This window comes from Rhodococcus opacus B4 (assembly GCF_000010805.1).
In the GTDB taxonomy this organism is placed as follows: domain Bacteria; phylum Actinomycetota; class Actinomycetes; order Mycobacteriales; family Mycobacteriaceae; genus Rhodococcus_F; species Rhodococcus_F opacus_C.
Genome location: NC_012522.1, coordinates 3,565,248 through 3,592,024, shown reverse-complemented (window position 1 = coordinate 3,592,024; position 26,777 = coordinate 3,565,248). Strand labels below are relative to the sequence as shown.

2 protein-coding genes are annotated in these 26,777 nt (G+C 71.0%); both read right to left on the bottom strand.

What is annotated here, in order from left to right; translation table 11 throughout:
* Positions 1–9: 9 nt before the first annotated feature.
* Positions 10–1,026 carry an alpha/beta hydrolase gene (locus ROP_RS16385; protein WP_012690518.1) on the bottom strand — a complete coding sequence of 339 codons (1,017 nt, stop codon included), beginning with the start codon at positions 1,024–1,026 and terminating at the stop codon, positions 10–12.
* Positions 1,023–26,669: a non-ribosomal peptide synthase/polyketide synthase gene (locus ROP_RS16380; RefSeq protein ID WP_012690517.1), complete on the bottom strand. Its 25,647-nt coding sequence runs from the start codon at positions 26,667–26,669 to the stop codon at positions 1,023–1,025. The genes ROP_RS16385 and ROP_RS16380 overlap by 4 nt, the downstream gene beginning before the upstream one ends.
* Positions 26,670–26,777 lie beyond the last annotated feature (108 nt).

Here is a 26,777-nt window from a genome sequence, read left to right as displayed (position 1 = left end):
CGCCAGGACTCACACGTCGAGGGCTCGGGCGAGGACGGGCCACGATTCGTGCAGGGCGTCTTGCCAGTACCCCCACGAATGTGTGCCGGTGTCCCGGAAGTTCACGGTCGCGGGGATGCCGAGGGTGTCGAGCCGGTCGACCAGGCGGTGGGTGCAGTAATTCGTCGCCGCCTCGATGACGCCGCCGATCACGATCTGGTCCGGGAGCGGCGGCGCCCCGGCAGGGCGGACGGCGCCGAGAGCCTCGTACGGCCCAGGCAGTCCGCTGGCGTTGGAGATGTACAGGTCGAGGCCGCGGAGTTTGTCCGCGTTGACGTAGGGGTCGTGCGCGGTCCAGGCCGGGTCGTCGGTGGGACCCCACATGTTCTCGGTGTTGCCGCCGCCCACCACCTCGACCACCAGCCGAACGAGGTTCTGCCCGATCGGGTCGCTGGTCATCGCGCAACCGCTGTACGACGCGACACCCCGGTACAGGCCCGGCGCCTGGACCGCGAGGTCGATCACCGAACCGGCCGACATGGACAGTCCACCGATCGCGTTCACGCCGTTCGCGCCGAGCGCGGTGTCCAGCACCGGGGGCAGTTCCTCGGTGAGGAATGTCTGCCATTTGTTGCGGCCGAGGACGGGGTCGTCGCTGCGCCAGTCGGTGTAATAGCTGATGTAGCCGCCGACGGGGATCACGACGTTGGCGTTCTTGTCGGCGAAGAAGTCGACGATGTCGGTCTGCCGGATCCAGTTCGCGCCGTCCTCGCCGGCCCCGGCGCCGTTGAGCAGATACAGCGTGGGGCGGGGGACGCTGGTGTCGGCGGGACGCAGCACCTGCAGTTCCACGACTTCGTCCATCGACGGCGAGTACACGAAGACGTTCCACCGGCGGTCGTCGATCTTCTCGATCCGGTCGAGGCTGCCGGACGCGCTCGGCGCCGCCACCGCACCGCCGTCGGCGGGCTCGGCCGTCGCCACCGGGCCGGGCAGGCCGAGCAGTAGCGCGGCCACGGTGGCCACTCCCGCGGTGAACAGTCTCATCGGTCGATCTCCATTCTCGAAGCGTGATGCGCGCCGTCGGTGAGGTATTCGGCGAGCAGCGGGCCGATCACCCGGACCGCGGCAGGTTCGGTGATCTGCCAATGTGTCGACTCCACGGGGTGATTCGTGATCCGGCCGTTCACCCAGGGGCGCCAGGTGCCGACGGCGCGCCGCAGACTCGGATCGTCGTGTGCCGCGGTGAAGAACAGCACGTCCCCGTCGAACAATCCGGGCCGGTAGTCGCGCATGAGACCGGCGTTGTGGTGCGCGGCCGCGGTGAGCCGGTCCGCATGATCGGGGCTCAGGGCCGACAGCGCGGCCGCCGTGTCCTCGTCCTCGCCCGCGACCGTCGCGTCGCCGGTATCCCGCGACTGCTGCGTCTCCGCGAAGCTGTCGAGCATCACCAGTGACCCCACCGCCTGCCCGGCCGCCTGCAGTTGCACCGCCATCGCGTGCGCGATGACGCCACCGATCGACCAGCCGGCCAGATCGTAGGGACCTTCGGGCTGGATCCGCCGGACCTCGGCGAGGTAGCGGGCGGCGAGTGCCTCAATCGAGTCGGGCAGCGTCTCCCCGACGACGGCCGGGGTCTGGATGCCGAACACGGGCCGGTTCTCGTCGAGGTGTTCGGCGAATCCCGTGTAGCACCAGGACAGTCCGCTGATCGGGTGGATCCAGAACAGTGGCGTGCCCGTACCGCCGGCGCGGATCGGGAAGACCACGTCGAGTGCGGTGTCCCCGGCGTCGGCGTCGGCCGCACCCATGCGCGCGGCGATCGCGGCCGGTGTCGGCTCGGTCATCAGCCACTGCAGCGACACGGTCACGTCGCTGCTCGCCCGCAGCCGGCTCACCGCCCGCATCGCGGACAGCGACGTGCCACCGAGATCGAAGAAGTTGTCGTCGGCGCCGACCCGGTCGACCCCGAGGACCTCCGCGAAGACCGACGCGACCGCGCTCTCGTGCCCTTCGGCCGGCCGACGGTATTCGGCGGCAACGAAATCGGGGCGCGGCAGCGCATCGACGTCGAGCTTCCCCGTGGGGGTGAGCGGGACGGAATCGATGCACACCACCGCCGACGGCACCATGTGCGCGGGTAGGAACTCCGACACGAACGCGCGCACCCGGGCGGGGTCCGGTGCCGATCCCGCGGCGGGCACCACATAGGACACGAGCACGGTGTCGCCGGACGGGCCGCGCCGGCCGAGTGTGATCGCGTAGTCGACGTCGGGGTGTTCGAGGACGGCGGCGTCGATCTCACCGAGTTCGATGCGGTAGCCGCGGATCTTCACCTGATGATCCGATCGGCCGCTGTACTCGAGCTGTCCCGAAGCGGTCCAGCGGACGACGTCGCCGGTGCGGTACATACGGTCGCCGGGTGCGCCGTACGGGTTGGCGACGAACCGCTCGGCGGTGAGACCGTGCCGCGAGTGATAGCCGCGGGCCAGTGCCGGTCCTGCGACGTACAGTTCGCCGGAAACCCCGGCGGGAACGGGGCGCAGACGCCCGTCGAGGACCATGACCTCGAACCCGCGCACCGGATGCCCGATGGTGATCGGCTGCCCCGCGGCGAGGTCTCCGACGGTGGAGATGTCGGTGGCCTCCGTGGGCCCGTAGCCGTTGAGCATGGTGCGGCCGGGCTGCCAGCGGGCGACGAGTTCGGGGGTGCACGCCTCGCCGCCGACCCCGAGGACCCGCAGTTCCTCCAGCCCGACCGGGTCGATCGACGACAGCATGGCCGGGGTGATCAGCGCGTGCGTGACGTGCTCGTCGCGGACGAACGCGGCCAGTTCGTCTCCGCCGATCACGCTCGGCGGGGTGATCACCAGGGTCGCTGCGGCGGAGAGGGCAGACATCATTTCGCCGACCGCCATGTCGAAGCTCGGCGACGTGTTGTGCAGGAATCGGGACGACTCCTCGACGCGGTAGTGCTCGCGACGTTCGGTCGCGAGGTTCGCCAGCCCGCCGTGGGTGACGACGACGCCCTTCGGGCGGCCGGTCGAGCCGGACGTGTAGATCATGTACGCCGGGTTCCCGACGCGGACGGGCTGCCCGCGTTCCACCTCGGTCACCGGGGTGGCCGGCGCCGCGTCGAGTGCGTCCGCGAGGGCGTCGAGCGCGAGCCAGGACACGTTGTCCGGCAACCCTTCCCGCTCGCCGGTCACGGTGATTCCGATGTGGGTGCCGGAGTCGAACAGCATGTGCTCGATGCGGTCCATCGGGTAGGTGGGGTCGACGGGCAGGTACGCGGCACCCGTCTTCGCGACCGCCCACACCGACAGCACCGATTCCACCGACCGCGACAATGCCACGGCGACAAATGTTTCCGGTCCCACACCCTGCGCGAGCAGCAGCCGCGCCAGCCGGTTCGACCAGGCGTCGGCCTCGCGGTACGTCCAATCGCGGCCCTGCCAGGACAGCGCGACCCGGTCCGGGGCCGTGCTCGCGGCGGCGTCGATGATTCCGGCGAGGGTGGCCGGCGCAGCGCCAGGCAGGCCGCGGACGGGTGCGAGGGCCGCGCGTTCGCCCGCGTCGAGAATCTCGATCCGGCCGATCGGTGCGGCGGGGTCGGCGACCAGTGCGGCGAGCACCCTGAGCAGCCGTGCGCGGAGCCCGGTCACGTACGGCGCGTCGAACACATCGGTGCGATACCGCAGTGTGAACCGCAGTCCGTTGTCGGCGAACACCGTGAGGGTCAGCGGGTAGTGGGTGGCTTCCTCGCCGGACACCCCGAGGACGGTCATGCCGTCGATCGACGTCACCTCCGCCAGCGCCGCCGTGTCCACGGGATACGACTCGAACACCGTCAGCGTGTCGAACAGCGCACCGGTGCCGGTGGTCTGCTGCACGTCGCTCAGGCCGAGGTAGTGGTGATCGAGCAGGGTCGCCTGCTCCCGCTGCACGCGGATCATGAGGCCCGCCGCCGACTCGTCCGGGTCGACCCGCACCCGCACGGGCAGGGTGTTGATGAACAGGCCGACCATCGACTCGACGCCCTCGAGTTCCGCCGGGCGACCCGATACCGTCGCCCCGAACACGACGTCGTCGCGGCCGAGCATGCGGGACAGCAGGATTCCCCACGCCGCCTGTATCAGCGTGTTGAGGGTGACGCCGAGTTCCGCCCCGAGCGCGGTGAGCTGCGCGGACAATTCGGGTCCGGCGTCCGCGTCCACGGCCTCCACCGACGCGGTCCCCGGCAGCCCGGCACTGTCGGTGGCGACGAGTGTCGGCTGCTCGACGCCGTAGAGCGCCTCGGCCCACACGTCCCGGGACGCGGGCCGGTCGCGCGACGCCAGCCAGGACAGGAACGCGCGATACGACGGCACCCGTGGGAGCACGGATGCGTCCCCGCGCGTGGCGTACAGGACCAGCAGTTCCTTCAGCAGCAGCGGCATGGACCAGCCGTCGACGAGGATGTGGTGCAGGGTCACGGCGAGGGCGTGACGGCCGTCGCCGCCGTCGATCAGCGTGAAGCGCAGCAGCGGGGGCGAGGCGAGGTCGAACCGGCGTTCGCGGTCGGCGGCGAGCGCGTCCTCCCGTGCGGCCGCTCGGCCGGACTCGTCCACGTGCCCGAGATCGAGGGTGCTCCACGGAATGTCGACCTCGTCGAGCACCACCTGCACGAGCTCACCGGTGGTCGCGCCGACGAACGCGGTGCGTAGGCTCGCGTGCCGGTCGAGCAGTGCGGCGATCGCGGCGCGCATCCGGCCGGCGTCCACCACGCCGCCGAGTTCGAGCACCGTCTGCGTCGTGTAGACGTCCACGGTGTCCTGCGCGAGCTGGGCGTGGAATGCGAGTCCGTGCTGCAACGGCGACAGCGACCAGACGTCGGACAGTCCGGTGTACTGCTCCTCCCACAGCTCGAGGTCGCGCTGCCCCACCAGGACGAGGGGCACATCGGACGGGGTCAGCCCGCCCGCGGTGCCGCTGTCCGCATGCTCGGCGACAGCGGTGAGCGCGGTCGTCCACAGGTCCGACAGTTCCCGGACATCGTCGTCCGACAGCAGTTCCCGCGGATACGAGAACGTCGCCGTCAGCCGGGATTCGCCGTCCACGCCGGTGACGATCGCATTGACGTCGAGAACGGCGGCCGCGGGCATGTCGTCGTTGCCGGTGCCCCGGAGGTCGTCGATGTCGGTGGCGGGTGTCCAGCCCAGGTGCGCGAATTCCTCCGGAATGTCCGTCTCGGAGACCCGGCCCAGGTAGTTGAAGCTGATCTGCGGGTCCGGAAGGTGCTGCAGCGCCGCGGCGGTCTCGGAGTTGAGGTGACGCAGCAATCCGTAGCCGAGTCCGCGGGCGGGCACCGTGAGCAGGTCTTCCTTCACGGCCTTGACGGCACGGGACGTGTCGGCCGTCCCAGCCAGGGCGGCGTCGACGTCGATTCCGCCGAGGTCGAGTCGGACCGGATACACGCTGGTGAACCACCCGACCGTGCGGGAGAGGTCGGCGCCGGGCGCCGCCTGCTCCTCGCGTCCGTGACCCTCCAATTGCAGGAGCAGCGAGGGCTCCTCGATTCCCCGGCGACGCCGCCAGGCGCTCACGGCGAGCGCGAACGCGGCGATCAGCCCGTCGCCCACGCCGCCCCGGAAGGCCGCGGGAACGGACGTCACGAGCGACCGCGTCACCGCCGCGTCGAGTTCGACGCGCACGTGGTCGACCGTCGCCAGAGTGTCGACGGCAGGGTCGAGTGGCCGGGCGCCGAGCGTCGGGTCCGGGCCGTCCAGAATCCGCTGCCAGAGCGGCAGTTCCGCGACACGGTCGGGGGTGCACGCGTCTTCGGTCAACGCGTGCGCCCACCGGCGCATCGACGTGCCGACCGGTGGGAGCGTCACGTCCGCTCCGGACGAGATCTGCGCCCACGCGGCGATCAGGTCCGGAATCAGGATGCGCCAGGACACGCCGTCGACAACGAGGTGATGGGCGGCGACGATCAGGCGACCGCTGCGTCCGGGTGCGCCCACCGGATCGAGCCACACACACTGCAGCATGATGCCGGCGCGGGGGTCGAGGCGGTTCAGCGCCGAATCGAGTTCCCGCCGTGCCGGTTCGGTGGGATCTGTCCGCGGATCCCAGTCGATCCGGTGCACGAGAGCGGCGACGTCGACGGCGCCTGCCGGTGCCACCTCGAGCGCATCGTCGCCGACGAGGCGGGCACGCAGCATGTCGTGATGGTCGATGACGGCTGACAGGGTCGCGAGCAGACCCGACCGGTCGATGCCCACCGGCAACTCCAGTGCGACCGACTGCGAGTAGCGGCCCTGGGTGCCGCCCCGCCCGGTGACAAGACGCATCACCGGGGTGAGAGGCAGCGAGCCGACACCGGCACCCGGGAGTTCCTCGAGCACGACCGGCTCGGTGTCGGTGGCCCGCGCCGCAATCTGCGCCAGCCCGGCAACGGTCTTGTGCTCGAATACGTCCCTGGGCGAGATGATGATGCCGTGGGCCTTCGCCCGCGACGCCAGTTGGATCGACGCGATGCTGTCGCCGCCCAGGCTGAAGAACGAGTCGTCCACGCCGACCGCCGGGGCGCCGAGGAGTTCGGCGAACACGCCCGCCAGCACCTTCTCGGTGTCGGACACCGGTGCACGGAAACGCGCGGTCGCGGTGACGAACACGGGTTCGGGCAGTGCCGCCCGGTCGAGCTTACCGTTCACCGTCACCGGCAGCGCCTCGATCACCACGTAGGCGTCCGGGATCATCGGCGCCGGCAGCGCGTCCTCGAGGTGGCGCCGGATCGTGTCCGTGTCGACTGCCTGCCCGGGGGCGGGCACGAGGTAGGCCGCGAGCCGCTGACCCGACGGGGTGTCGTGGACGACGACGGCCGCCTGACCCACCGTGGCGTGCCGGGACGCCGCGGACTCGATCTCCCCCAGTTCGATCCGGTTGCCGCGGATTTTCACCTGGCTGTCGCCGCGGCCGAAGTACTCGAGCCCGTGCGTGCCCGTCCAGCGGACGACGTCGCCGGTGCGGTACATGCGGTCGCCCGGTGCGCCATAGGGGTTGGCGACGAACCGCTCGGCGGTGAGACCGTGCCGCGAGTGATAGCCGCGGGCCAGTGCCGGTCCTGCGACGTACAGTTCGCCGGACACCCCGGCGGGAACGGGGCGCAGACGCCGGTCGAGGACCATGACCTCGAACCCGCGCACCGGATGCCCGATGGTGATCGGCTGCCCCGCGGCGAGGTCTCCGACGGTGGAGATGTCGGTGGCCTCCGTGGGCCCGTAGCCGTTGAGCATGGTGCGGCCGGGCTGCCAGCGGGCGACCAGTTCGGGGGTGCACGCCTCGCCGCCGACACCGAGCACCCGCAATTGCGGGTGACCGCCGGGATCCATCGTCGCCAGCACGGCCGGGGTGATCAGCGCATGCGTGACCTGCTGACGGTCCAGAAGCTCGGACAGTTCGTCGCCGCCGACGATCTCCGTCGGAGTGATCACCAGCGTGGCCGCGGCGCTCAGCGCCGACACCATCTCGCCGACGGCCATGTCGAAGCTCGGCGACGCCTTGTGCAGGAACCGGGACGCCGCATCGATGCGGTAGTGCTCGCGACGCTCGGCGGCGAGGTTCGCGATGCCGCCGTGGGTGACCACGACGCCCTTGGGCAGGCCCGTCGAGCCCGACGTGTAGATCATGTACGCCGGATTCTCGACGCGGATCGGACGGACCCGGTCACTGTCGGCGATCGGGGCGGCACTCGCGGACTCGTGCCTTGTCGAGGCGTCGTCGGTGTCGAGGGTCAGCCAGACGACGGTGTCCGGCAACGCCGCCCGCACGCCGGACACCGTGACACCGAGGGCGGCACCCGAGTCGGTGAGGATGTGCGCGATGCGATCAGCCGGGTACGTCGGGTCCACCGGCACGTACGCGGCACCGGTCTTGGCGACCGCCCACACGGCCAGCACCGACTCGAGCGACCGCGGAAGAGCCAGGGCCACGAACGTTTCCGGCCCGACGCCGGAGTCGAGCAACACCCGGGCCAGGCGCGTGGACCACTCGTCCGCCTCGCGGTACGTGTACTCCCGGCCGCTCCAGGACAGCGCGGACGCCTCCGGGTCGGTCCGGACGGCGGTGTCGATCAGACCGGCGAGCGTGACGGGGGTCGCCGAGGGCACACCTCGCACGCGTGCCGTCGCCCATTCGGCCGGATCGAGAAGGTCGATGTCGCCGACTATCGAACCCGGCTCGGACACCGCGGCATCGAGGACGCGAACGAACCGCCGGGTGAAGTCCTCCGCGGTCCCGCGGTCGAAGAGGTCGGCGGCGAAGCGCAACGCACCCGACAACTCCTCCGCCGAACCGCCCTCGGACAGGGTCAACGCCAGGTCGAACTGGGCGGTGTCGGCCTCGAACGGGACGGGTTCGACAGTCACGCCGGGCAATTCGAAGCGAGTGACACCGCGATGCTCGAACGACAGCGCGACCTGGAACAGCGGGGTATGCGCCTGCGTGCGGACCGGGGCGAGAACGTCGACGAGCCGCTCGAACGGAATGTCCGCGTGACCGTACGCGCCGAGGTCGGTGCCGCGCACCCGAGCCAGGAGTTCGGTGAAACTCTCGTGCGCCGCGACGTGAGTCCGCAGGACCAGGGTGTTGACGAACATCCCGACCAGGTCGTCGAGTTGCTGCTCGCCGCGGCCACCGACCGGGGTGCCGACGGCGATGTCGGACGTCGCCGACAGCCGCGACAGCACGACTGCCAACGCCGCGTGCAGCACCATGAACACGGAGGCGCCGTGATCGCGGGCCGTCTGCTCGAGCGCTGCGGCGGTCGCCGCCGGAACGTCGAAGTGCACCGTGTCGCCGCGCTGCGAAGGCACCGCGGGGCGGGGCCGATCGGAGGGCAGTTCCAGCAGGTCCGGTACACCGGACAGCGTCTCCGTCCAGTACCGGATCTGCTGCGCGGAAAGGGATTCGGGATCGCTCTCGGAGCCCAGTGCCGCATGCTGCCAGATCGCGAAATCGGCGTACTGCATCGGCAGCGGTGCCCAGTCCGGGGTGCGGCCCGCGCTCCGGGCGGTGTATGCGACCATCACGTCGCGGGCGAGCGGGCCCATCGACAGGGCGTCGCCGCTGATGTGGTGCACGACCATGACGAGCACGTATTCGTCGACGGCGGTGCGGAGAAGCCGTCCACGGATGGGGATTCCGGTGGTCACGTCGAAGCCGCCGTGCAGGGTGTCCCGCACCTCGCCCGGAAGGGCGTCGGTGGTGACGTCGACCGGGGTGAGGTCCAGGTCGACCCGATCGGCGGGCAGGATCACCTGCACGGGCCCGTCACCGTTGTCGGGGAAAACGGTGCGCAGCGACTCGTGGCGTTCCAGCACGTCGTGGACGGCGGTGTGGAGCGCCGCGACGTTCAGGGTTCCGGTCAGCCGGATCGCCAGCGGAAGATTGTAGGCGGCCGACTCCGGTTCGAAGCGGTTGAGGAACCACATGCGGTTCTGCGCCGGGGACAACGGGATTCGCTCGGGACGCGCAGTGGCCACGAGGGCCGTCCCGCCACCTGTCCCGGCGAGTGTCTCGACGCGTGTGGCGAGTGCTTCGACGGTGGGGGTTTCGAAGAGTTCGCGGACGGGGATGCGGGTGTCGAGGGCGCGGCCGAGGCGGGCGGCGACTTGGGTGGCGATGAGGGAGTTGCCGCCGAGGGCGAAGAAGTCGTCGTCGAGGCCGACTTGTTCGACGCCGAGGACGTCGGCGAAAACCTGGGCGACGGTGGTCTGGGTGGGGGTGGTGGGTGCGCGGAAGGTGCGGGTTTCGAAGGTGGGTGCGGGCAGGGCTGTGCGGTCGAGTTTGCCGGAGGTGCCGAGGGGGAAGCTGCCCAGTGCCAGGATGGTTTCGGGCAGCATGTAGGTCGGTAGTGCCTGGGCGAGGTGCGCCCTGATATCTGCGGTGTCGGGGTCCGCGCCGGTGGTGGGGACGAGGTAGGCGGCGAGGTGGTCGCCGGTGGTGGTGGGGACGACGAGGACCGCGGCCTGCGACACCTGAGGGTGGGTGAGGAGGGCGGTTTCGATTTCGCCGAGTTCGATGCGTTGGCCGCGGAATTTGACCTGGAAGTCGGTGCGGCCGATGTAGTCGAGTTCGCCTGCCGGAGTCCAGCGGACGAGGTCGCCGGTGCGGTACATGCGCTCACCCGGGGCAAAGGGGTCGGCGACGAAGCGGTCGGCGGTGAGGTCGACGCGGCCGTGGTAGCCGCGGGCGAGTTGGGTGCCGGCGAGGTAGAGCTCGCCGGGCACTCCGGTGGGGACGGGGTGCAGGCGGGAGTCGAGGACGTAGGTGCGGCTGTTCCATTCGGGGGTGCCGATGGTGACGGCGCCGCCGGTGGGGGTGTCGGTGACGTCGGCGGAGGTGATGGAGACGGCGGCTTCGGTGGGGCCGTAGAGGTTGTGGATGCGGGCCGAAGAGATATGGGTGATGTCGTGGACGGTGGCAGCGGGCAGGGCCTCCCCGATCACGAACACCTCACGCAGGGATGCGATCTGCTCCGGGTCCACGGATTCCGCGAACACGGACAGCATGGACGGGACGAAGTCGGTTGCAGTGACCGAGTATTCGTCGATCAGCCCGGCGAGGTACTGCGGGTCGCGGTGCCCGTCCGGGGTGGCGACGAGCAGTGTGGCGCCCGCGGCCAGGGGCAGGAAGTAGCCCCACAGGGAGACGTCGAACGTGGTGGCAGTCTTCTGCAGGTACACGTCACCGGCGCCGAGCGGATACTGGTTCGCCATCCAGGTGATCTGGTTGACGATGGCGCGGTGGGTGACGGCGACACCCTTCGGCTTGCCGGTCGAGCCGGACGTGAAGATCACGTACGCCACACCGTCCGGGTGCACCGTCGAATTCTGGACGGGTTCCGCGGACACGGCGTCGAGGGTGTCCAGGTGGAGGACGGGCCGGTCCGTGGTGAAGGCGTCCCGGGTGGTGGACAGGACCACGAGTGGGTCGGCGGCGTCGAGGATGTAGCCGATGCGGTCGGCGGGGTGGTCCGGGTCGACGGGCACGTAGCCGCCGCCGGCGGTGAGGACGGCGTACATGCCGACGACGAGGTCGAGGGAGCGTCGCATGGCCAACGCGACCAGCGATTCCGGACCGACCCCTTCGGCGATCAGGACCCGCGCCACCTGGTTGACCCGGGCCGCGAACTCTCGGTAGGTCAGCGACTGGCCCTCGAACACGACCGCCGGTGCGTCCGGCGACCGGCGAACCTGATCCGCGAAGGCATCGAGCAGCAGGGCGTCGGGCAGCGGATGGTTCGTGCGGTTGCGAATGTCGACCAGCTCGGCGTATTCCGCCGGATCGAGCAACACCACGTCCCCGACCGCGGTCGACGGGTCGGTAGCCACGGCCCGCAGGACGCGCGTGAACTGCTCGGCGAACGTGGCGACGGTCGATGCGTCGAACAGATCGGTGGAATAGGTGAAGGAGGCGAGGATTCCGCCCTCCGCCTGCTCGGTGAGCGTCAGATGCAGATCGAACTCGGCCGTCTGCAACTCCGCCGGGACAGCGGTGACCTCGAGCCCCGGCAGGTCGAACGTGGCGGGGGCGAGATTGTGGAAGGACAAGGCCGCCTGGAACAGCGGGTGCCGACCCTGCGAGCGAACCGGATCGAGCACTTCCACCAGCCGCTCGAACGGCACGTCGGCGTGCGAGAACGCGCCGAGGTCGGCTTCACGGGTGCGCTCCACCAATTCCCCGAACGCGGCCGCCGGGTCGACCCGGGTCCGCAGCACCAGGGTGTTGACGAACATTCCCACGAGGTCGTCGAGGGCCTGCTCGCCGCGGCCGGCGACGGGAGTCCCGACCGCGATGTCCGGCGTGTTCGACAACCGGCTGAGGAACAGCGCGTATGCGGCGTGCACGGTCATGAACAGGCTGGCGTCGCGCGCGGCCGCGAGTTCGCGCAGCAACCCGTGCGTGCCGGCGTCGACGGCGAACTTCAGTTCGCTGCCGCGGTGCGACTGCCGCCGGGGACGTGGACGGTCGGTGGGCAGGGTGAGTTCGTCGGGCAGCTCCGCGAGAGTGCGCGTCCAGTAATCGGTCTGGCGTGCGAGGAGCGAGCTGGGGTCGTGCTCGTCGCCGAGCAGTTCGTGGTGCCACAGGCTGTAGTCGGCGTACTGCACCGGCAGCGGCGACCACGCCGGCGCGAGGTGCTGCGCCCGCGCGGTGTACGCGAGCATCACGTCGCGGGCCAGCGGCGCGAGCGAGAACCCGTCGGCGGCAATGTGATGGACCACGACGACGAGCAGGTGCTCGTTCTCGGACACCGCGAACAGTCCCGCGCGCAGCGGTGCTTCCACGGTGAGGTCGTAGCCGGTGGTCGCGAACTCCAGGGCCCGCTGCAGTGCCTCGTCCTCGTTCACCGCGAGCACCGTCAGATCCGGGAGCGCCGACTCGGTGGGGAGCAGGACCTGGTGCGGACCCGTGGGTGTGTCGGGGTAGATCGTGCGCAGCGCCTCGTGCCGTTCGAGGACGTCGCCGAGCGCTGTCCGTAGAGCGGCGACGTCGAGCGTCCCGGCCAGGCGCAGGGCGAGCGGCAGGTTGTCGACGGCGGACGCCGGGTCGAAACGGTTGAGGAACCACACCCGCGCCTGCGCCGGGGACAGCGGAATCCGGTCCGGTCTCGGACGTGCCGCGAGGACCGGACGATCGGACGCGCCTGCGGTATCCACGGCGGCGGCCAGTGCCGCGACGGTGGGTGCGTCGAACAGGGACCGCACGGACAGGGACGTGCCCGTGGCCGCGCGGAGGCGGGCGATAACCTGCGTGGCGGACAGGGAGTTGCCGCCGATCTCGAAGAAGCTGTCGTCGGCGCCCACCCGGTCGACGTCGAGGACCTCCGTGAACACCCGCGCGACAAGCAGTTCGGACGCGGTCGACGGCGCCCGGAACTCGGTCCGCGCAACGAATGTCGGGGCGGGCAGTGCCGGGCGGTCGATCTTGCCGGCCGGGGTGAGAGGAATGGAGTCGAGCACGGTGACGGTCGCCGGCACGAGCGCGCGGGGCAGGGCTTCCGCCGCTGCCGCCAGGATGTCGGAGACGTCGAGGCCGGCGCCCGGTGCGGGGACGATGTAGCCGACGAGTTGGTCGCCGAGCCGGGGATGGTGGTGGACGGACGCCGCCGCGGCGACCACGTCACGATGCCGGGTCAGCGCGGCCTCGACCTCGCCGAGTTCGAGGCGCAGACCCCGCAGTTTGACCTGGGAGTCGGCACGGCCCACATAGGTGAGCTGCCCGTCGGTACGCAACCGCACCAGGTCGCCGGTCCGGTACATTCGGGACCCTTGGGGCCCAAAGGGGTTGGCGGTGAACCGCTCAGACGTCAGGCCGAACCGCGCGTGGTATCCGCGGGCGAGGCCGGGTCCCGACAGATACAGCTCACCCGTCACACCCTGCGGGACCGGCCGCAGCCGGGAATCGAGGACGAATGCCTGCGCGCCGTCCAGCGGGCTGCCGATGGTGATGTCGGCACCCGGGGTGAGCGGTTCGCCGATGGTGACGACGATGGTGGTCTCGGTGGGGCCGTAACTGTTGAAGAACCGCCGACCCGGGGCGAACTGCTCGACCAGCTGCGGCGGGCACACCTCACCACCGACGACGACGGTGCGCAGATCGTCGAGCCCACTGGCGTCGACGGTGCTCAGTGCGGCCGGGGCGGTGAGCACGTGGCTGACGCGCTGGTCGCGGAGCAGGGCCGTCAGGTCTTCGCCGCCGAGCACGGAGGGCGGTGCGATCACGAGGGTGGCTCCGGCGCTGAACGCCTGGATCATCTCGAACACGGACGCGTCGAAACTCGCGGACGACAACCGGAGCACGCGGGACCGCGCCGTGGTGGCCAGTTCCGGGCGCGCCTCCGCGGTGAAGGCACTCAGCCCCGTGTGGGTGACCATGACGCCCTTGGGGATTCCGGTGGAGCCGGACGTGTAGATCAGGTACGCCGGGTGTGCCAGGCGCAGCGGCCTGACGCGGTCGCGGTCGGTGACCGGTGCGGCCGACGTGACGAGTGCGGCGTCGTCCAGCACCAGCCATTCGGTGGCGGCCGGCAGCACCGCAGCGGTGGCGGTGTCCGTCAACCCCAGCGTCGCACCCGAGTCGGCGAGCATGTGCTCGATGCGTTCGCGCGGGTAGCCCGGATCGACGGGCACGAACGCGGCGCCCGTCTTGGCGACGGCCCATACGGCGAGCGCGGCGCGCGCTGTCCGCGGAAGCGCCAGTGCGACCACCGTCTCCGGTCCGACACCACGTGCGATGAGGAGGCGGGCCCACTGGTTCGACTGCGCGTCGAGGTCAGCGTAGGAGAGTTCCCCCTCCTCCGAGACCAGTGCGATTCCGCCGAGTTCGGCTCCGCGGGTGAAGATCTCCGGCAACGGCCGCGCGACCACGGCGGACGGTTCCGGCTGGGCGACCAGTGCGGCACGTTCGGCGACGCCCAGCACGTCCAGGTCGCCTACCGCGCGGGTCGGCTCGGTGATCGCCTCCCGCAGGATCCGCTCGAAGCGGACGGAGAAGGAATCGATCGTGCCGCGGTCGAAGAGATCGGAGGCGAAGATCCACGACGCCGCCATTCCGGTGCCTTCGGGGCGGAGTGTCAACTGCAGATCGAACTTCGCTGGCACCACACCGAGATCCATCGCCGACACCGACAGCCCGGGCAGCGCGAGCTGGTCCACGGCCGAGTCCTCGAGCGACAACGCCACCTGGAAGATCGGCGAATACGCCTGCGAGCGAGCCGGTTGCACCAGGTCGATCAACCGCTCGAACGGCAGATCCGCGTTGCCGTACGCCGCGAGGTCGGTCTCCCGGACGTGTCCCAGCACCTCCGCGAACGACGTCGCCGGATCGATACGGGTCCGCAGCGCGAGCGTGCCGACGAACATGCCCACCAGCTCGTCGAGGGCCTGATCACCGCGGCCGGCGACGGGAGTGCCGATCACCACGTCCGTGGTGGCGGCGAGGCGACCGAGAAGGGTGGCGAGGGCGGCATGCAGCACCATGAACAGGGTGGCGCCGTGGCCGCGACCGAAGGCGTTGGCCTCCTCGACGAGTGCGGTGTCGAGGTGGAACGTCGCGACGTCGCCGCGCAGCGACGCCACGGCCGGGCGTCGCCGGTCGGTGGGAAGTTCGAGCAACTCCGGCGCGCCGCGCAACTGCCGCTGCCAGTAGGCGGCCTGGCGTGCGGCGATGCTCTCGCTGTCGGACTCGTCGCCGAGAAGCTGCCGCTGCCACACGCTGTAATCGGCGTACTGGACGGCGAGCGGTGCCCATTCCGGTTCCCGCTGGCCGGTGCGGGCGGTGTACGCCAGCATCAGGTCGCGGGCGAGCGGGCCCATCGATGCGCCGTCCGCGCTGATGTGATGCACGACGACGACGAGCACGTGTTCGTCGGCCGACAGCCGGAAGACGCGGCTGCGCAACGGGACCGCCGTACTCACGTCGAATCCGGTGGACAACTCTGCGGTCAGCACCGCGACCAGGTGGTCCTCGTCGTCCACCCGCCGCGGCTCGAGGTCCACCGCGACGTCGCCGAGCGGAACGATCCGCTGGTACGGGCCGTCGGCGGAGTCGGGGTACACGGTGCGCAACGCCTCGTGGCGTTCCAGGACGTCCCGCACGGCCGCATCGAGCGCCGTCGTGTCGAGGGTCCCGGACAGCCGCAGCACGAGCGGGATGTTGTAGGCCACCGACTCGGGGTCGTAGCGGTTGAGGATCCACATTCTCGACTGCGCCGCGGACAGCGGAATACGTTCCGGCCGTTCGATGCTCGCCAGCACCGGACGGTCCACGCGCTCGGCCGCGTCGACCGCCGCGGCGAGATCCCCGACACGGGATGCCTCGAAGATCGTCCGCACGGCCAGCGACGTGCCCGCCGACTCGTTGATCCGGCCCATCACCCGGGTGGCGCTCAGCGAATTGCCGCCGAGGTCGAAGAAGTCGTCGTCGGCTCCCACCGCGCCGGCACCGAGCACGTCGGTGTAGGCGGCCGCAACCAGTAGTTCGGTGTCGGTGCGCGGGGCCACGTACGCGCGGGCCGCGAAGACGGGTTCGGGCAGGGCCCTGCGGTCCACCTTGCCCGCCGGGGTGAGCGGCACCCGGTCGAGCACCATCACGGTGGACGGCACCATGTGGCCGGGCAGGAGGCGCGCCGCGTGCGCGGTCAATTCGGCCGCGTCGACGGCCGTTCCGCCCGCGGGTAGCACGTAGGCCACCAGGGCGGTCTGATCGTCGCGCACGGACACCGCGGACGTGACCGCGAACTCGACGCTCGGGTGCGCCGCGAGGGCGGCGTCGATCTCGCCGAGTTCGATGCGGAAGCCCCGGATCTTCACCTGGAAGTCGGCGCGGCCGAGGTACTCCAGTTCCCCGTTCGGGGTGTACCGCACCAGATCGCCGGTGCGGTACAGGCGCCCGGGTGCGTACGGGTTGGCGACGAACCGCTCGGCGGTGAGCGCGGGACGGTCGTGGTAGCCGCGGGCCAGCGCGGGCCCCGCCAGATACAGCTCACCCACGACCCCATCGGGGACCGGATGCAGTCGCGAATCCAGCACCAGTGCAATGGTTCCGCGGATCGGGGCACCGATCCGCACCGGCTCGCCCGCGCTCATCGGACCCGACAGGGTGGCCATGATCGTCGACTCGGTGGGTCCGTACGCGTTGAACATCCGCCGTCCGGGTGCCCACTTCAGGGCGAGCGCGGCATCGCAGGCATCGCCCCCCACCACCACGGTGCCGAGTTCCGGCAGCGTGACCGGGTCGAGGGTGGCGAGCGCGGCGGGGGTGACGAACGCGTGGGTCACCCGCTCGTCGCGGATCCGGGCGCCGAGATCCGCGCCGCCGTACACCCCGGTGGGCACGACGACGAGCGTCGCGCCGGCGGCGAACGCCATCAACAATTCGAGGATGGACGCGTCGAAGCTGGGCGACGCGAAATGCAGCGTCCGGCTCCGGTTGCCGAGCGCGTACCGCTCCACCTGCTCGGTGGCGAACGCGTCGAGACCGGCGTGGGTGACGGTGACACCCTTGGGGATTCCCGTCGACCCCGACGTGTAGATGAGGTAGGCGGGGTGTTCGGCGCGCCGCGGCAGGGCGCGGTCGGCATCGGTGACCGGATCGGCCGACACACCCGCACCCAGTTCCGGGTCGTCGAGACGCAGCCAGTCGGTGGTTCCGGGCAGGGTATTCGCGGACCGGGAGTCGGTCAGGCCCAGCACCGCCCCGGAATCGGTCAGCATGTGCGCGATGCGGTCCGCGGGGTAGCTCGGATCGGCGGGCACGAACGCGGCACCGGTCTTGGCCACCGCCCACACGGCGGTCACGGACAGCGCTGAGCGGGACAGTGCCACCGCGACCACGGTTTCCGGTCCGGCACCCCGCGCGAGAAGAACCCGGGCGAGCCGGTTCGAGCGGGCATCCAGTTCCGCGTAGGACAGTTCCCCGGCTTCGGTGACCAGCGCGGTGCCGCCCGACGCGGCTCCGTCGGCGAGAATCTGTGGGAGCGTGCGACGTCCGGCGTGCTGACGGCCGGTGCGTGCGGTGAAGACGTTCTGTTCGGCATCGTCGAGCAAGGCGAAGTCGCCGACCGCGAGGGTGGGATCCGACACCGCGGCGGCGAGGATCCGGACCAGCCTGCGTCCGAACGCCTCGACGGTCGTCCGGTCGAACAGGTCGGTGGCGAACGTCCACCGGCCCAGGGCGCCGGACCCGTCGGGGTTCTCCGTCACCGACAGTTGCAGGTCGAACTTGGCGACGGCCTCGTCGAGTGGAAGGGCGGCGACGGTCAGTCCGGGGAGGTCGATGCGCGGCGGCGCGACGTCGCCGATCGACAGGACGACCTGGAACAGCGGGTGATGGGCGGTCGAGCGGGCCGGGTTGGCGATGTCGACGAGACGCTCGAACGGGATGTCGGCGTGCGCGTAGGCGGCGAGGTCGATCTCGCGGGTCTGCTCGACGAGCGAGCGGAACGTCCGCGCCGGGTCGACCTCGGTGCGCAGGACCAGGGTGTTGACGAACATGCCGACCACGTCGTCGAGCGCCGCCTCACCGCGACCGCTCACCGGGGTGCCGACGGCGATGTCGGTGCTGCCGGACAGCCGGGCAAGCAACACGGACAGGGCGGTGTGCAGCACCATGAACGGCGTCGCGCGCACGGATCGGGCGAGCGCGGTGACCGCGCCGTACGTGTCGGCGTCGAGGGCGAAGTCGACGGTGTCGCCGCGGTGCGACGCGACCTGCGGCCGGGGACGGTCGGTGGGCAGTTCGAGGCGCTCCGGCAGTCCGGCGAGGGTCCGCGTCCAGTAGTCGATCTGCCGGGCGGCGAGCGATCCGGCATCGTCCTCGTCGCCGAGGACGTCGCGCTTCCACAGGGCGTAGTCGGCGTACTGCACGGGTAGCGACGGCTGTGCGGGTGGCGTGCCCGCCGCGCGGGCAACATACGCGGACATGACGTCCCGCGCCAGCGGTCCCATCGACCAGCCGTCGGCGCTGATGTGGTGGGTTACCAGGACCAGCACGTGTTCGTCCGGTGCGACGCGGAGCAGGGCCACGCGCAGCGGGACGTTCGCCGTCACGTCGAAGCCGCGGGTCACGACGTCTTCGACGGCGCCCGGGAGGTGCTGCTCGGTGGTGGGGACGGGTGCGAGGTCGACGGGGTTCGTGTCGAGCACCACCTGGTGGGGTCCGTCGGCGGAGTCGGGGTAGACCGTCCGCAGCACCTCGTGGCGCGCGATCACGTCGCCGACGGCCGCGGTGAGCGCGTCGGCATCGAGTTCGCCGGACAGTCGCAGCGCGGCGGCGATGTTGTAGGCGCCGGACGTCGTGTCGAAACGGTTGAGGAACCACATGCGGTACTGCGCCGGAGACAGCGGCAGCCGCGCCGGACGGTGGCCGGCGATGAGGGCGGGTCCAGTGTTCCTCGCCTGGTCCGCGGTCGCCGCAGCCGCGAGCGCGCGGACGGTGGGGGCGTCGAACAACTCGCGCACGCCGAGTGCGGAGCCCAATTCGGCGTTGATCCGGGCGACGGCCCGGGTCGCGGTCAGCGAGTTGCCGCCGAGATCGAAGTAGTTGTCGGTCGCGCCGACCACCGGGACGCCGAGGAGTTCGGCGAAGATCCGGGCGACGGCGATCTCCGCCGCGGTCGCGGGCGGTTCGAACGCGCCGGTCGCGAGCGCGGGTTCGGGCAGTGCCCTGCGGTCGAGTTTGCCGTTGGGCCCCAGCGGCAACGCGTCGAGCAGGACGAACGCCGACGGCACCATGTACGACGGCAACTCGGCCGCCGCGTGCGCGGACAGCCGGTCTGGGTCGGCGTCGCTCCCGGTTCGGAGAGCGACGTAGCCGACGAGGCGCTCGGCAGACCCCTCCCCGCGCACCAGAACGGCCGCGCCCGCCACGTCGGGGTGGTTCAGAAGGACGGCCTCGATCTCGCCGAGTTCGAGGCGCTGCCCGCGCAACTTCACCTGGAAGTCGGTGCGGCCCAGGTAGTCCAGCTCTCCGTCGTAGGTCCAGCGCACCAGGTCGCCGGTCCGGTACAGGCGGGTGCCGTCGGCCGAGAACGGATCGGCCACGAACCGGTCGGACGTCAGGTCGGGGCGTCCGACGTAGCCGCGGGCCAGCTGGGTGCCGGCCAGATACAGCTCGCCGGGAACGCCGACCGGCACCGGGCGGAGACGGGAATCGAGCACGTACACGCGGGTGTTCCACACGGGCGCGCCGATCGGCACCGGACCGGTCGCCGACGGGTCGGTGCGGTGGAACGTCACGTCCACCGCGGCCTCGGTGGGTCCGTACAGGTTGTGCAGCGCGGCACCGAACTGCCGGTGGAAGCGCGTGACGGTGGTCCGCGGCAGCGCCTCACCACTCGCGAAGACCTGCCGGACGGTGGTGCAGTCCGTGGTGTCGGCGTGCTCGAGGAGCACGTCGAGCATGGACGGGACGAAATGCAGCGTCGTGACACCCTCGTCACGGATCAGCCGGGACAGGTACTGCGGGTCCCGGTGCCCGTCGTGTTCGGCGATCACCATCCGGGCGCCGGTCAGCAACGGCCAGAACAGTTCCCACACGGACACGTCGAACGTGGCCGGGGTCTTGTGCAGAACCACGTCCCGCGCGTCGAGGGGGTAGCTGCCTTGCATCCACAGCAGCCGGTTGACGATCGCGGCGTGCGAGACCGCCACACCCTTCGGGCGCCCCGTCGACCCGGACGTGTAGATCACGTAGGCGGGGTGATCGGCGCGCAGCGGGGCGAGCCGCTCGGCGTCGGAGACCGGGTCCGCGTCTTCGGCGGACAGGTCGAGGAGATCCACGCGCACCGTGCGCAGGCCGTCGGGGACGATTTCGGCGTCGGAGGCGGTGGTGAGCACCAGCGTGGGACGCGCGCTGCCCAGCACGTGGGCGATGCGCGCCTGCGGATGCCCGGGGTCGACGGGCAGGTAGGCCCCGCCCGCGCGGACGACGGCGTGGAGCGCGACGAGCTGGTCGAGGGACCGGCGCAGCGTGACCGCGACGATCGACTCGGGACCCACCCCTTGCGAGATCAGATGGCGGGCCAGGGTGTTCGCCCTGGCGTCGAACTCGGTGTACGACAGCGTCTCCAGCCCGAACGTCACCGCCACCGAGTCGGGTGTGCGGAGCGCGGCGCCGTCGAGGAGATCGACGAGGGTGACGTCGTCGACCTCGTGATCGGTCGCATTCCACTCGTGCAGGATGAGAGCGCGTTCGGCGTCGCCGAGCAGATCGACGGCACCGACCGGAGTCTGCGTCCCGGTCATCGCCGTCAGCACCCGCTCGAGACGTTCCGAGATCCTCCGGACGTCGTTCTCGGCGAACGTGTCGGCCGAATACTCCAGCGTGAGATGCAGATCCGGCTCGAGCACCGTGACGAGCGCGAGCGGGTAGTGCGTGGCGTCGGTGACGTCGATACCGCGGATCCGCAGCCCGCCGATGTCGGTGTCAGGACCCAGCGCCGCGCGGTCGACGGGATAGGACTCGAACACGGTGAGCGTGTCGAACACACTGCCCGGGCCCGCGACCGACTGAATCTCCGAGAGGCCGACGTGGTGCCGGTCGAGCAGACGCACCTGCTCCTCCTGCAGTCGTTGCAGGAGCGAAGACACGGATTCGCCCGGATCGAGGCGCAGCCGGACGGGAACGGTGTTGATGAACAGTCCCAGCGTCTCCTCGACGCCCGGGAGGTCGGCCGGGCGTCCGGACACGGTGGCCCCGAACACGACGTCGCCACGGGACAGCAAGCCGCACAGCAGGATCCCCCACGCGGCCTGGATCACCGTGTTCACGGTGACACCCTGCTCGCGGGCGATCCGGGTGAGTTGCCCGGACAGCTCCGCCGTGACCGGGACGACGACGTCCCGGGGCGCCGAGCCCTGACCGGTGTGCTGCGGGGCGAGGACGGTCGGTTCGGTGGACCCGTCGAGGGCGGCCGCCCACGCGGCCAGCGCGCCGGCACGGTCCTGTTCGGCGAGCCACGCCAGGTACCGGCGGTAGGGGCGGGCGGGTGCGGCGATCGGCGCGTCCGACGCGTACAGCAGCAGGAAGTCCTTGACGAACAGCGGCATCGACCAGCCGTCGAACAGGATGTGGTGGTTGGTGATCACCAGTGTGGTCCGGTCGCCGGAGCGCGTGAGCACGAACCGCAGCAGCGGCGGCGCCGACATGTCGAACCGGGTTGCGCGTTCGGCGGCGACGAGTTCGTCCAGGCCGCCGGACTCCTGCACGGAGATCTCGCGCCACGGCACGGTCACCGAGTCGAGAACCAGCTGGGCGGGGACGCCGTCGGTGTCGTAGACGAACGCGGTCCGCAGCGCCGCGTGCCGCTCCAGCAGGCGCTGCGCTGCGCGGCGCAACCGGTTCGCGTCGACGTCGCCACCGAGATCGAGCAGGATCTGTGACGTGTATACGTCCACCGCGCCGGCGGAGAGGCCGGCGTGGAACAGCAGGCCCGACTGCAGCGGCGACAGCGACCAGATGTCGTCGAGCGGCCCGTAGCTGGTCTCCCACAGCTCGATCCGACTCTGATCCACGGAAACCAGGGGAACGTCGGACGGGGTCAGCCCCGCCGGGCCCGAGCCCCGCACGTGCGAGGCCAGGGCCTCGAGCGCCGTCCGCCACAGGTTCGCCAGCCGCTCGACCTCGGGCGCGGTCAGCACCCCGGCCGGGAAGTCGAACGTGGCGGACAGCCGGCCGTCGTCACCGACCGCGGCGTTGATGTCGAGGACGACTGCGGTCGACAGATCCGCGCCGCTGCCGGCGTTGAGGTCGATCCCGGTGGCCACGGGAATCCAGCCGTTCTCGCGCACCGCGTCCGGGAGGTCGCCGGCGCCGATGCGGCCGAGGTAGTTGAAGCTCACCGGCGGCGACGGCAGGGCGCCGAGGATCGCCGCGCCGTCGTCGTTCAGGTGTCGCAGCAGTCCGAAACCGGTGCCGTTCCCGGGAATACGGCGCAACTGCTCCTTGACCGCCTTCACGGCCCGCGCGGCCGCGGACCCGCCTGTCAGTGCGTCGGTGATGTCGAGCGAGTCGAGCGCGATCCGGGCCGGGTAGGCGGTGGTGAACCAGCCGACGGTGCGGGACAGGTCGGCGCCGGGCACGAGCATCTCGTCGCGGCCGTGGGCCTCGAGGGACAGCAGCAGCGTGCGGTCGCCGCCCCACGCGGCGAACGCGAGACCGAGTGCCGTCACCAGGCCGTCGGTCACGCTGCCGCGGAACGCGGTCGGCAGCGTCGTGAGGAGGGCGGCGGTGGTGTCGGGTCCGATCTCGGCGGACACCCGGCCGGTGGTCGCGCCGGTGTCGACGGCGGGATCGAGCGGACGGGAACCGAGTGTCGGAACCGGGCCGTCGAGGAGGGACCGCCAGGCGTCGAGTTCGTCCGTGATCGAGTCGGTTTGGGCCGTCTCGGTGAGCGCGTGTGCCCAGCGGCGGGCCGACGTCGCGACCGGCGGAAGCTCGGGTGCGCGGCCGGCGGCCACCTGCGCCCAGGCGGTGGCGAAGTCGGGCACGAGGATCCGCCACGACACTCCGTCGATCACCAGGTGATGGGCCACCACCACGAGCACCCCGGGGGCGCCGGCCGGGTCGACCCACACCAGTTGCAGCATCGTCCCGGCGGCGGTGTCGAGGCGGCCCGCCGCGGCCCGGCATTCGGTGTCGAGCACGGTCTCGAATTGCTCGGTTCCGGGCACGCAATCCATACGTACGTATGTGATGACTCGCTCGGCGTCGATCGATCCGGCGGGTTCGACCACCAGTTCCCGGCCGTCCGCCGAGAGGTGGGAGCGCAACGCGTCGTGATGATCGATAATCGCGGCGACCGTCCGGTGCAGGCGGGGCAGGTCGAGATCGGCGGGCGCCGCCAGCGTGACGGCCTGATAGAACGTGTCGAGGTTGGTGCGGTCCCCACGGCTGCGACCGAGGACGTCGCGACCGATCGGGGTGAGGGGCAGGGCGCCCACTCCCCCGCCGGGCAGTTCGGGCAGCCGCGACATCTGCGCCGCGGCGAGATCGACCGCGACCTCGGCGAGACCGGCGACGGTCCTGCGCTCGAACACGTCGCGCGGCGTGAACACCACACCGGCGGCCTTCGCGCGGGACACCAGCTGGATCGCGATGATGCTGTCGCCACCGAGCGCGAAGAAGGAGTCGTCGACGCCCACCGCGTCGACGTGCAGCACCTCGGCCACCGCGTCCGCGACGATCTGCTCGACCGGGGTGGACGGCGCGCGGAATACGGTGGTGCCGAACTCGGGCGCGGGCAGGGCGCTGCGATCCACCTTGCCCGCGGGTGTCAGCGGGATCGTGTCGAGCGGCACGGTCAGCGACGGCACCATGTGCGCGGGGAGGAACTCACCGGCGAACGCGGCCAGCGCGGCGGGATCGAAACGGTGATCCGGCCGGATCCGCACGTACGACACCAGTACCGGTGTGCCGCCGTCGCGTTCGTGCACGGCGGACACGGCGAAGTCCACCGACTCGTGCGCCGACAGCACCGCGTCGATCTCGCCGAGTTCGATACGCAGCCCGTGCAGTTGCACCTGGAAGTCGCTGCGCCCCACGTACTCGAGGACAGGACTGTCGCCGCGGCTCCACCGCACGAGGTCGCCGGTGCGGTACAGGCGGTCGCCGGGGTCCGCGGGGAACGGGTCGGCGACGAAACGCGATGCCGTCAGACCGGATCGGTCGTGATATCCCTCGGCGAGTCCGGGGCCACCGAGATACAGCTCTCCCGTCACTCCGCGCGGCACCGGCCGCAGCCAGCGGTCCAGGACGAGTGCGCGTGCGCCCTGCATCGGACGGCCGATGGTGATCGCCGCGGGGTCGGTCTGCGGATCCGTCATCGTGATGACGATCGTCGACTCGGTGGGGCCGTAGCTGTTGTAGAGGCGGCAGCGGGCGCCGAAACGCTCGACGAGATCCGGTGGGCACACGTCGCCGCCGACGACCACGGCCTCGAGTGAGTCGAGGCCGGTGGTGTCCACCGTTCCCAATACCGCGGGCGCACTGATGATGTGGGTGACCCGCTGCGAGCGCAGCAGCGCCGTGAGGCTCTCGCCGCCGTACACGTCGGGAGGTGCGATCACCATCGCTGCGCCGGCGCTGAACGCCTGCACCATCTCGAACACGGACGCGTCGAAACTCGACGAGGAGAAGCGCAGCACCCGCGACCGGTGCGTCACACCGAGTTCGGGACGGGCCGACGCGGCGAACGTGGCGAGTCCGGTGTGCGTGACCACCACGCCCTTCGGCGTACCTGTCGAGCCGGACGTGTAGATCATGTACGCCGGATGCTGCGGCATCAGTGGCGCCGGACGGTCGGCGTCCGTCACGGGGAAGACCGGCATCTCCGCGCAGGCCGACGTGAGCGCGGGGTCGTCGAGGGCGAGCCAGTCGACGGCGGTTCCCGGAAGCACGTCGCGCTGCGCGGTCGCCGTGAGCCCCAGGGTCACGCCGGAGTCGGACAGCATGTGCGCGATGCGCTCGGACGGGTAGGCCGGGTCGACGGGGACGAAGGCGGCGCCCGACTTCGCCGTGGCCCACACCGCCACCACGGACTCGACGGACCGGGTGAACGACACGGCCACGAAGTCGCCGGGGCCCACCCCGCGGGTGAGCAGCAGACGTGCGAGCGCGGAGCTGCGCTCGTCGAGTTCGCGGTAGCCGACCGCGGTGCCGTCGAGGATCAGCGCCGCGCCGTCCGGGTTCGCGCGGACCCCCGCGCCGAACAGGTCGGCGAGCAGCGTCGGGGCGGGTGCCAGCGGGCCGGCCGCGGGCACGAGTCGCGCGTGCTCGTCCGCGGTCAGCACGTCGAGAGCGGCGACCCGGGCGTCCGGATCCGCGTCGGCGACCCGGGCCAGGAGGTCGAGGAAGCGCGTATGGTGCCCGGCAAGTTCCCCCTCGCCGTACAGGGCCGGGTTCGCCTCGAAATCGATGCGCGAAGAACTCCCCGCGACACTCGGGTAGAGGTTGACGGAGAGGTCCTCGACCGGTCCCGTCGACAGCACGTGGAACTGTCCGGTGAGCTCGCCGAGGGTGATCTCGGTGTGGAAGTTCATGATGTTGATCGCGGGACCGAAGAACCCCCGCTGATCCCGGGCGGCGCCGGCGTCGCGCCGGATGTCCTCGCTCCGGTACCGCTGGTGCCGGAGCGCACCGGTGAGCTCGAGTTGCACCGCGGCTACCAGCGCGGCGACCGTCGTGTCCGGGGTGATCGACACCCGCAACGGCACCACGTTGGACACCATGCCGCCCGACCGGCGCAGCACGGCGTTGGTGCGGGCCGACACGGGCAGGCTGAGGACGACGTCGTCGGAACCGGTCATCCGGGCGACGAACGCGGCGGTCGCGGCCACGGCGACGGCGGCGAAGGCGGAGTCGAGGCGCTCGACGGCCCCGTCCACCGCTCGGGCGATGCCGCTGGGCACCGGCCCGCCGTGCCACCGCGACCGGGCCTGCGCGGGGGCGCTGCGGCCGGAGAGGCCGGTCGGGGCGGGAAGGTCCCGGGAGCGGGTGGCCCAGTAGTCGCGGTCGGAGTGGAACCGGGACGAGCCTCGGTACGTGTCCTCGGCGGCCGAGACGTCCCGGAGGTCGCCTGCCACCGCTGCCGTCGGTTGCTCGCCCCGGACCTCGGCCGTGTACAACTCGGCGGCGCGGTTCATGAACCTCATCGCGCCGTACCCGTCGAGCGCGATGTGGTGGATGCGGCAGTACCAGAGGTGGCGGTTCTCGCCGATCTGCAGCGTCGCGCCGCGAATCAGCCGGTCCGAGAGCAGGTCGAGCGGCGCGGTGTAGTCGGCGCGCATCCAGCGCACGGCGGCGGCGTGGGGGTCCGGCTCGGTGCGGAAGTCGTGGTGCTCGACGCCGTCGTCGAGGGTGAAGTCGACCGTCTGGAAGGGCTCGCCGTCGACCTCGACGATGCGGAGCATGCCGCTGCCGATTTCGCGGGCAGCAGCTTGACCTGCACGTCGCAGCGCGTCGACGTCCAGTTCGCCCTCGATGTCGACGTACTGCGCGATCGTGATCGGCACGTCGCCCATCAGGTGCTGGGCAAACCAGATCCCGCGCTGAGCGGCGGTCAGTGCGAAGGGGCGCACAGCGTCGTCGCTGGCACTGGTCTCGGTGCGGGCGGGGCTACCAGCCGCGAATTCTGCCGGTTCCAAGGGTCGTTCTCTTATCTGCTGGGAGCAGCGGGTGACGACTCGTGCTCCGGGGACCGACTACGGGAAAAACTCAAGTTAGGTTTGGGTAACCTATGGATCTGACTAGGG

What these genes read in the sequence shown, in the direction of transcription:
- ROP_RS16385 (WP_012690518.1), bottom strand. Translation starts at nt 1,026, where the DNA reads ATGAGACTGTTCACCGCGGGAGTGGCCACCGTGGCCGCGCTACTGCTC.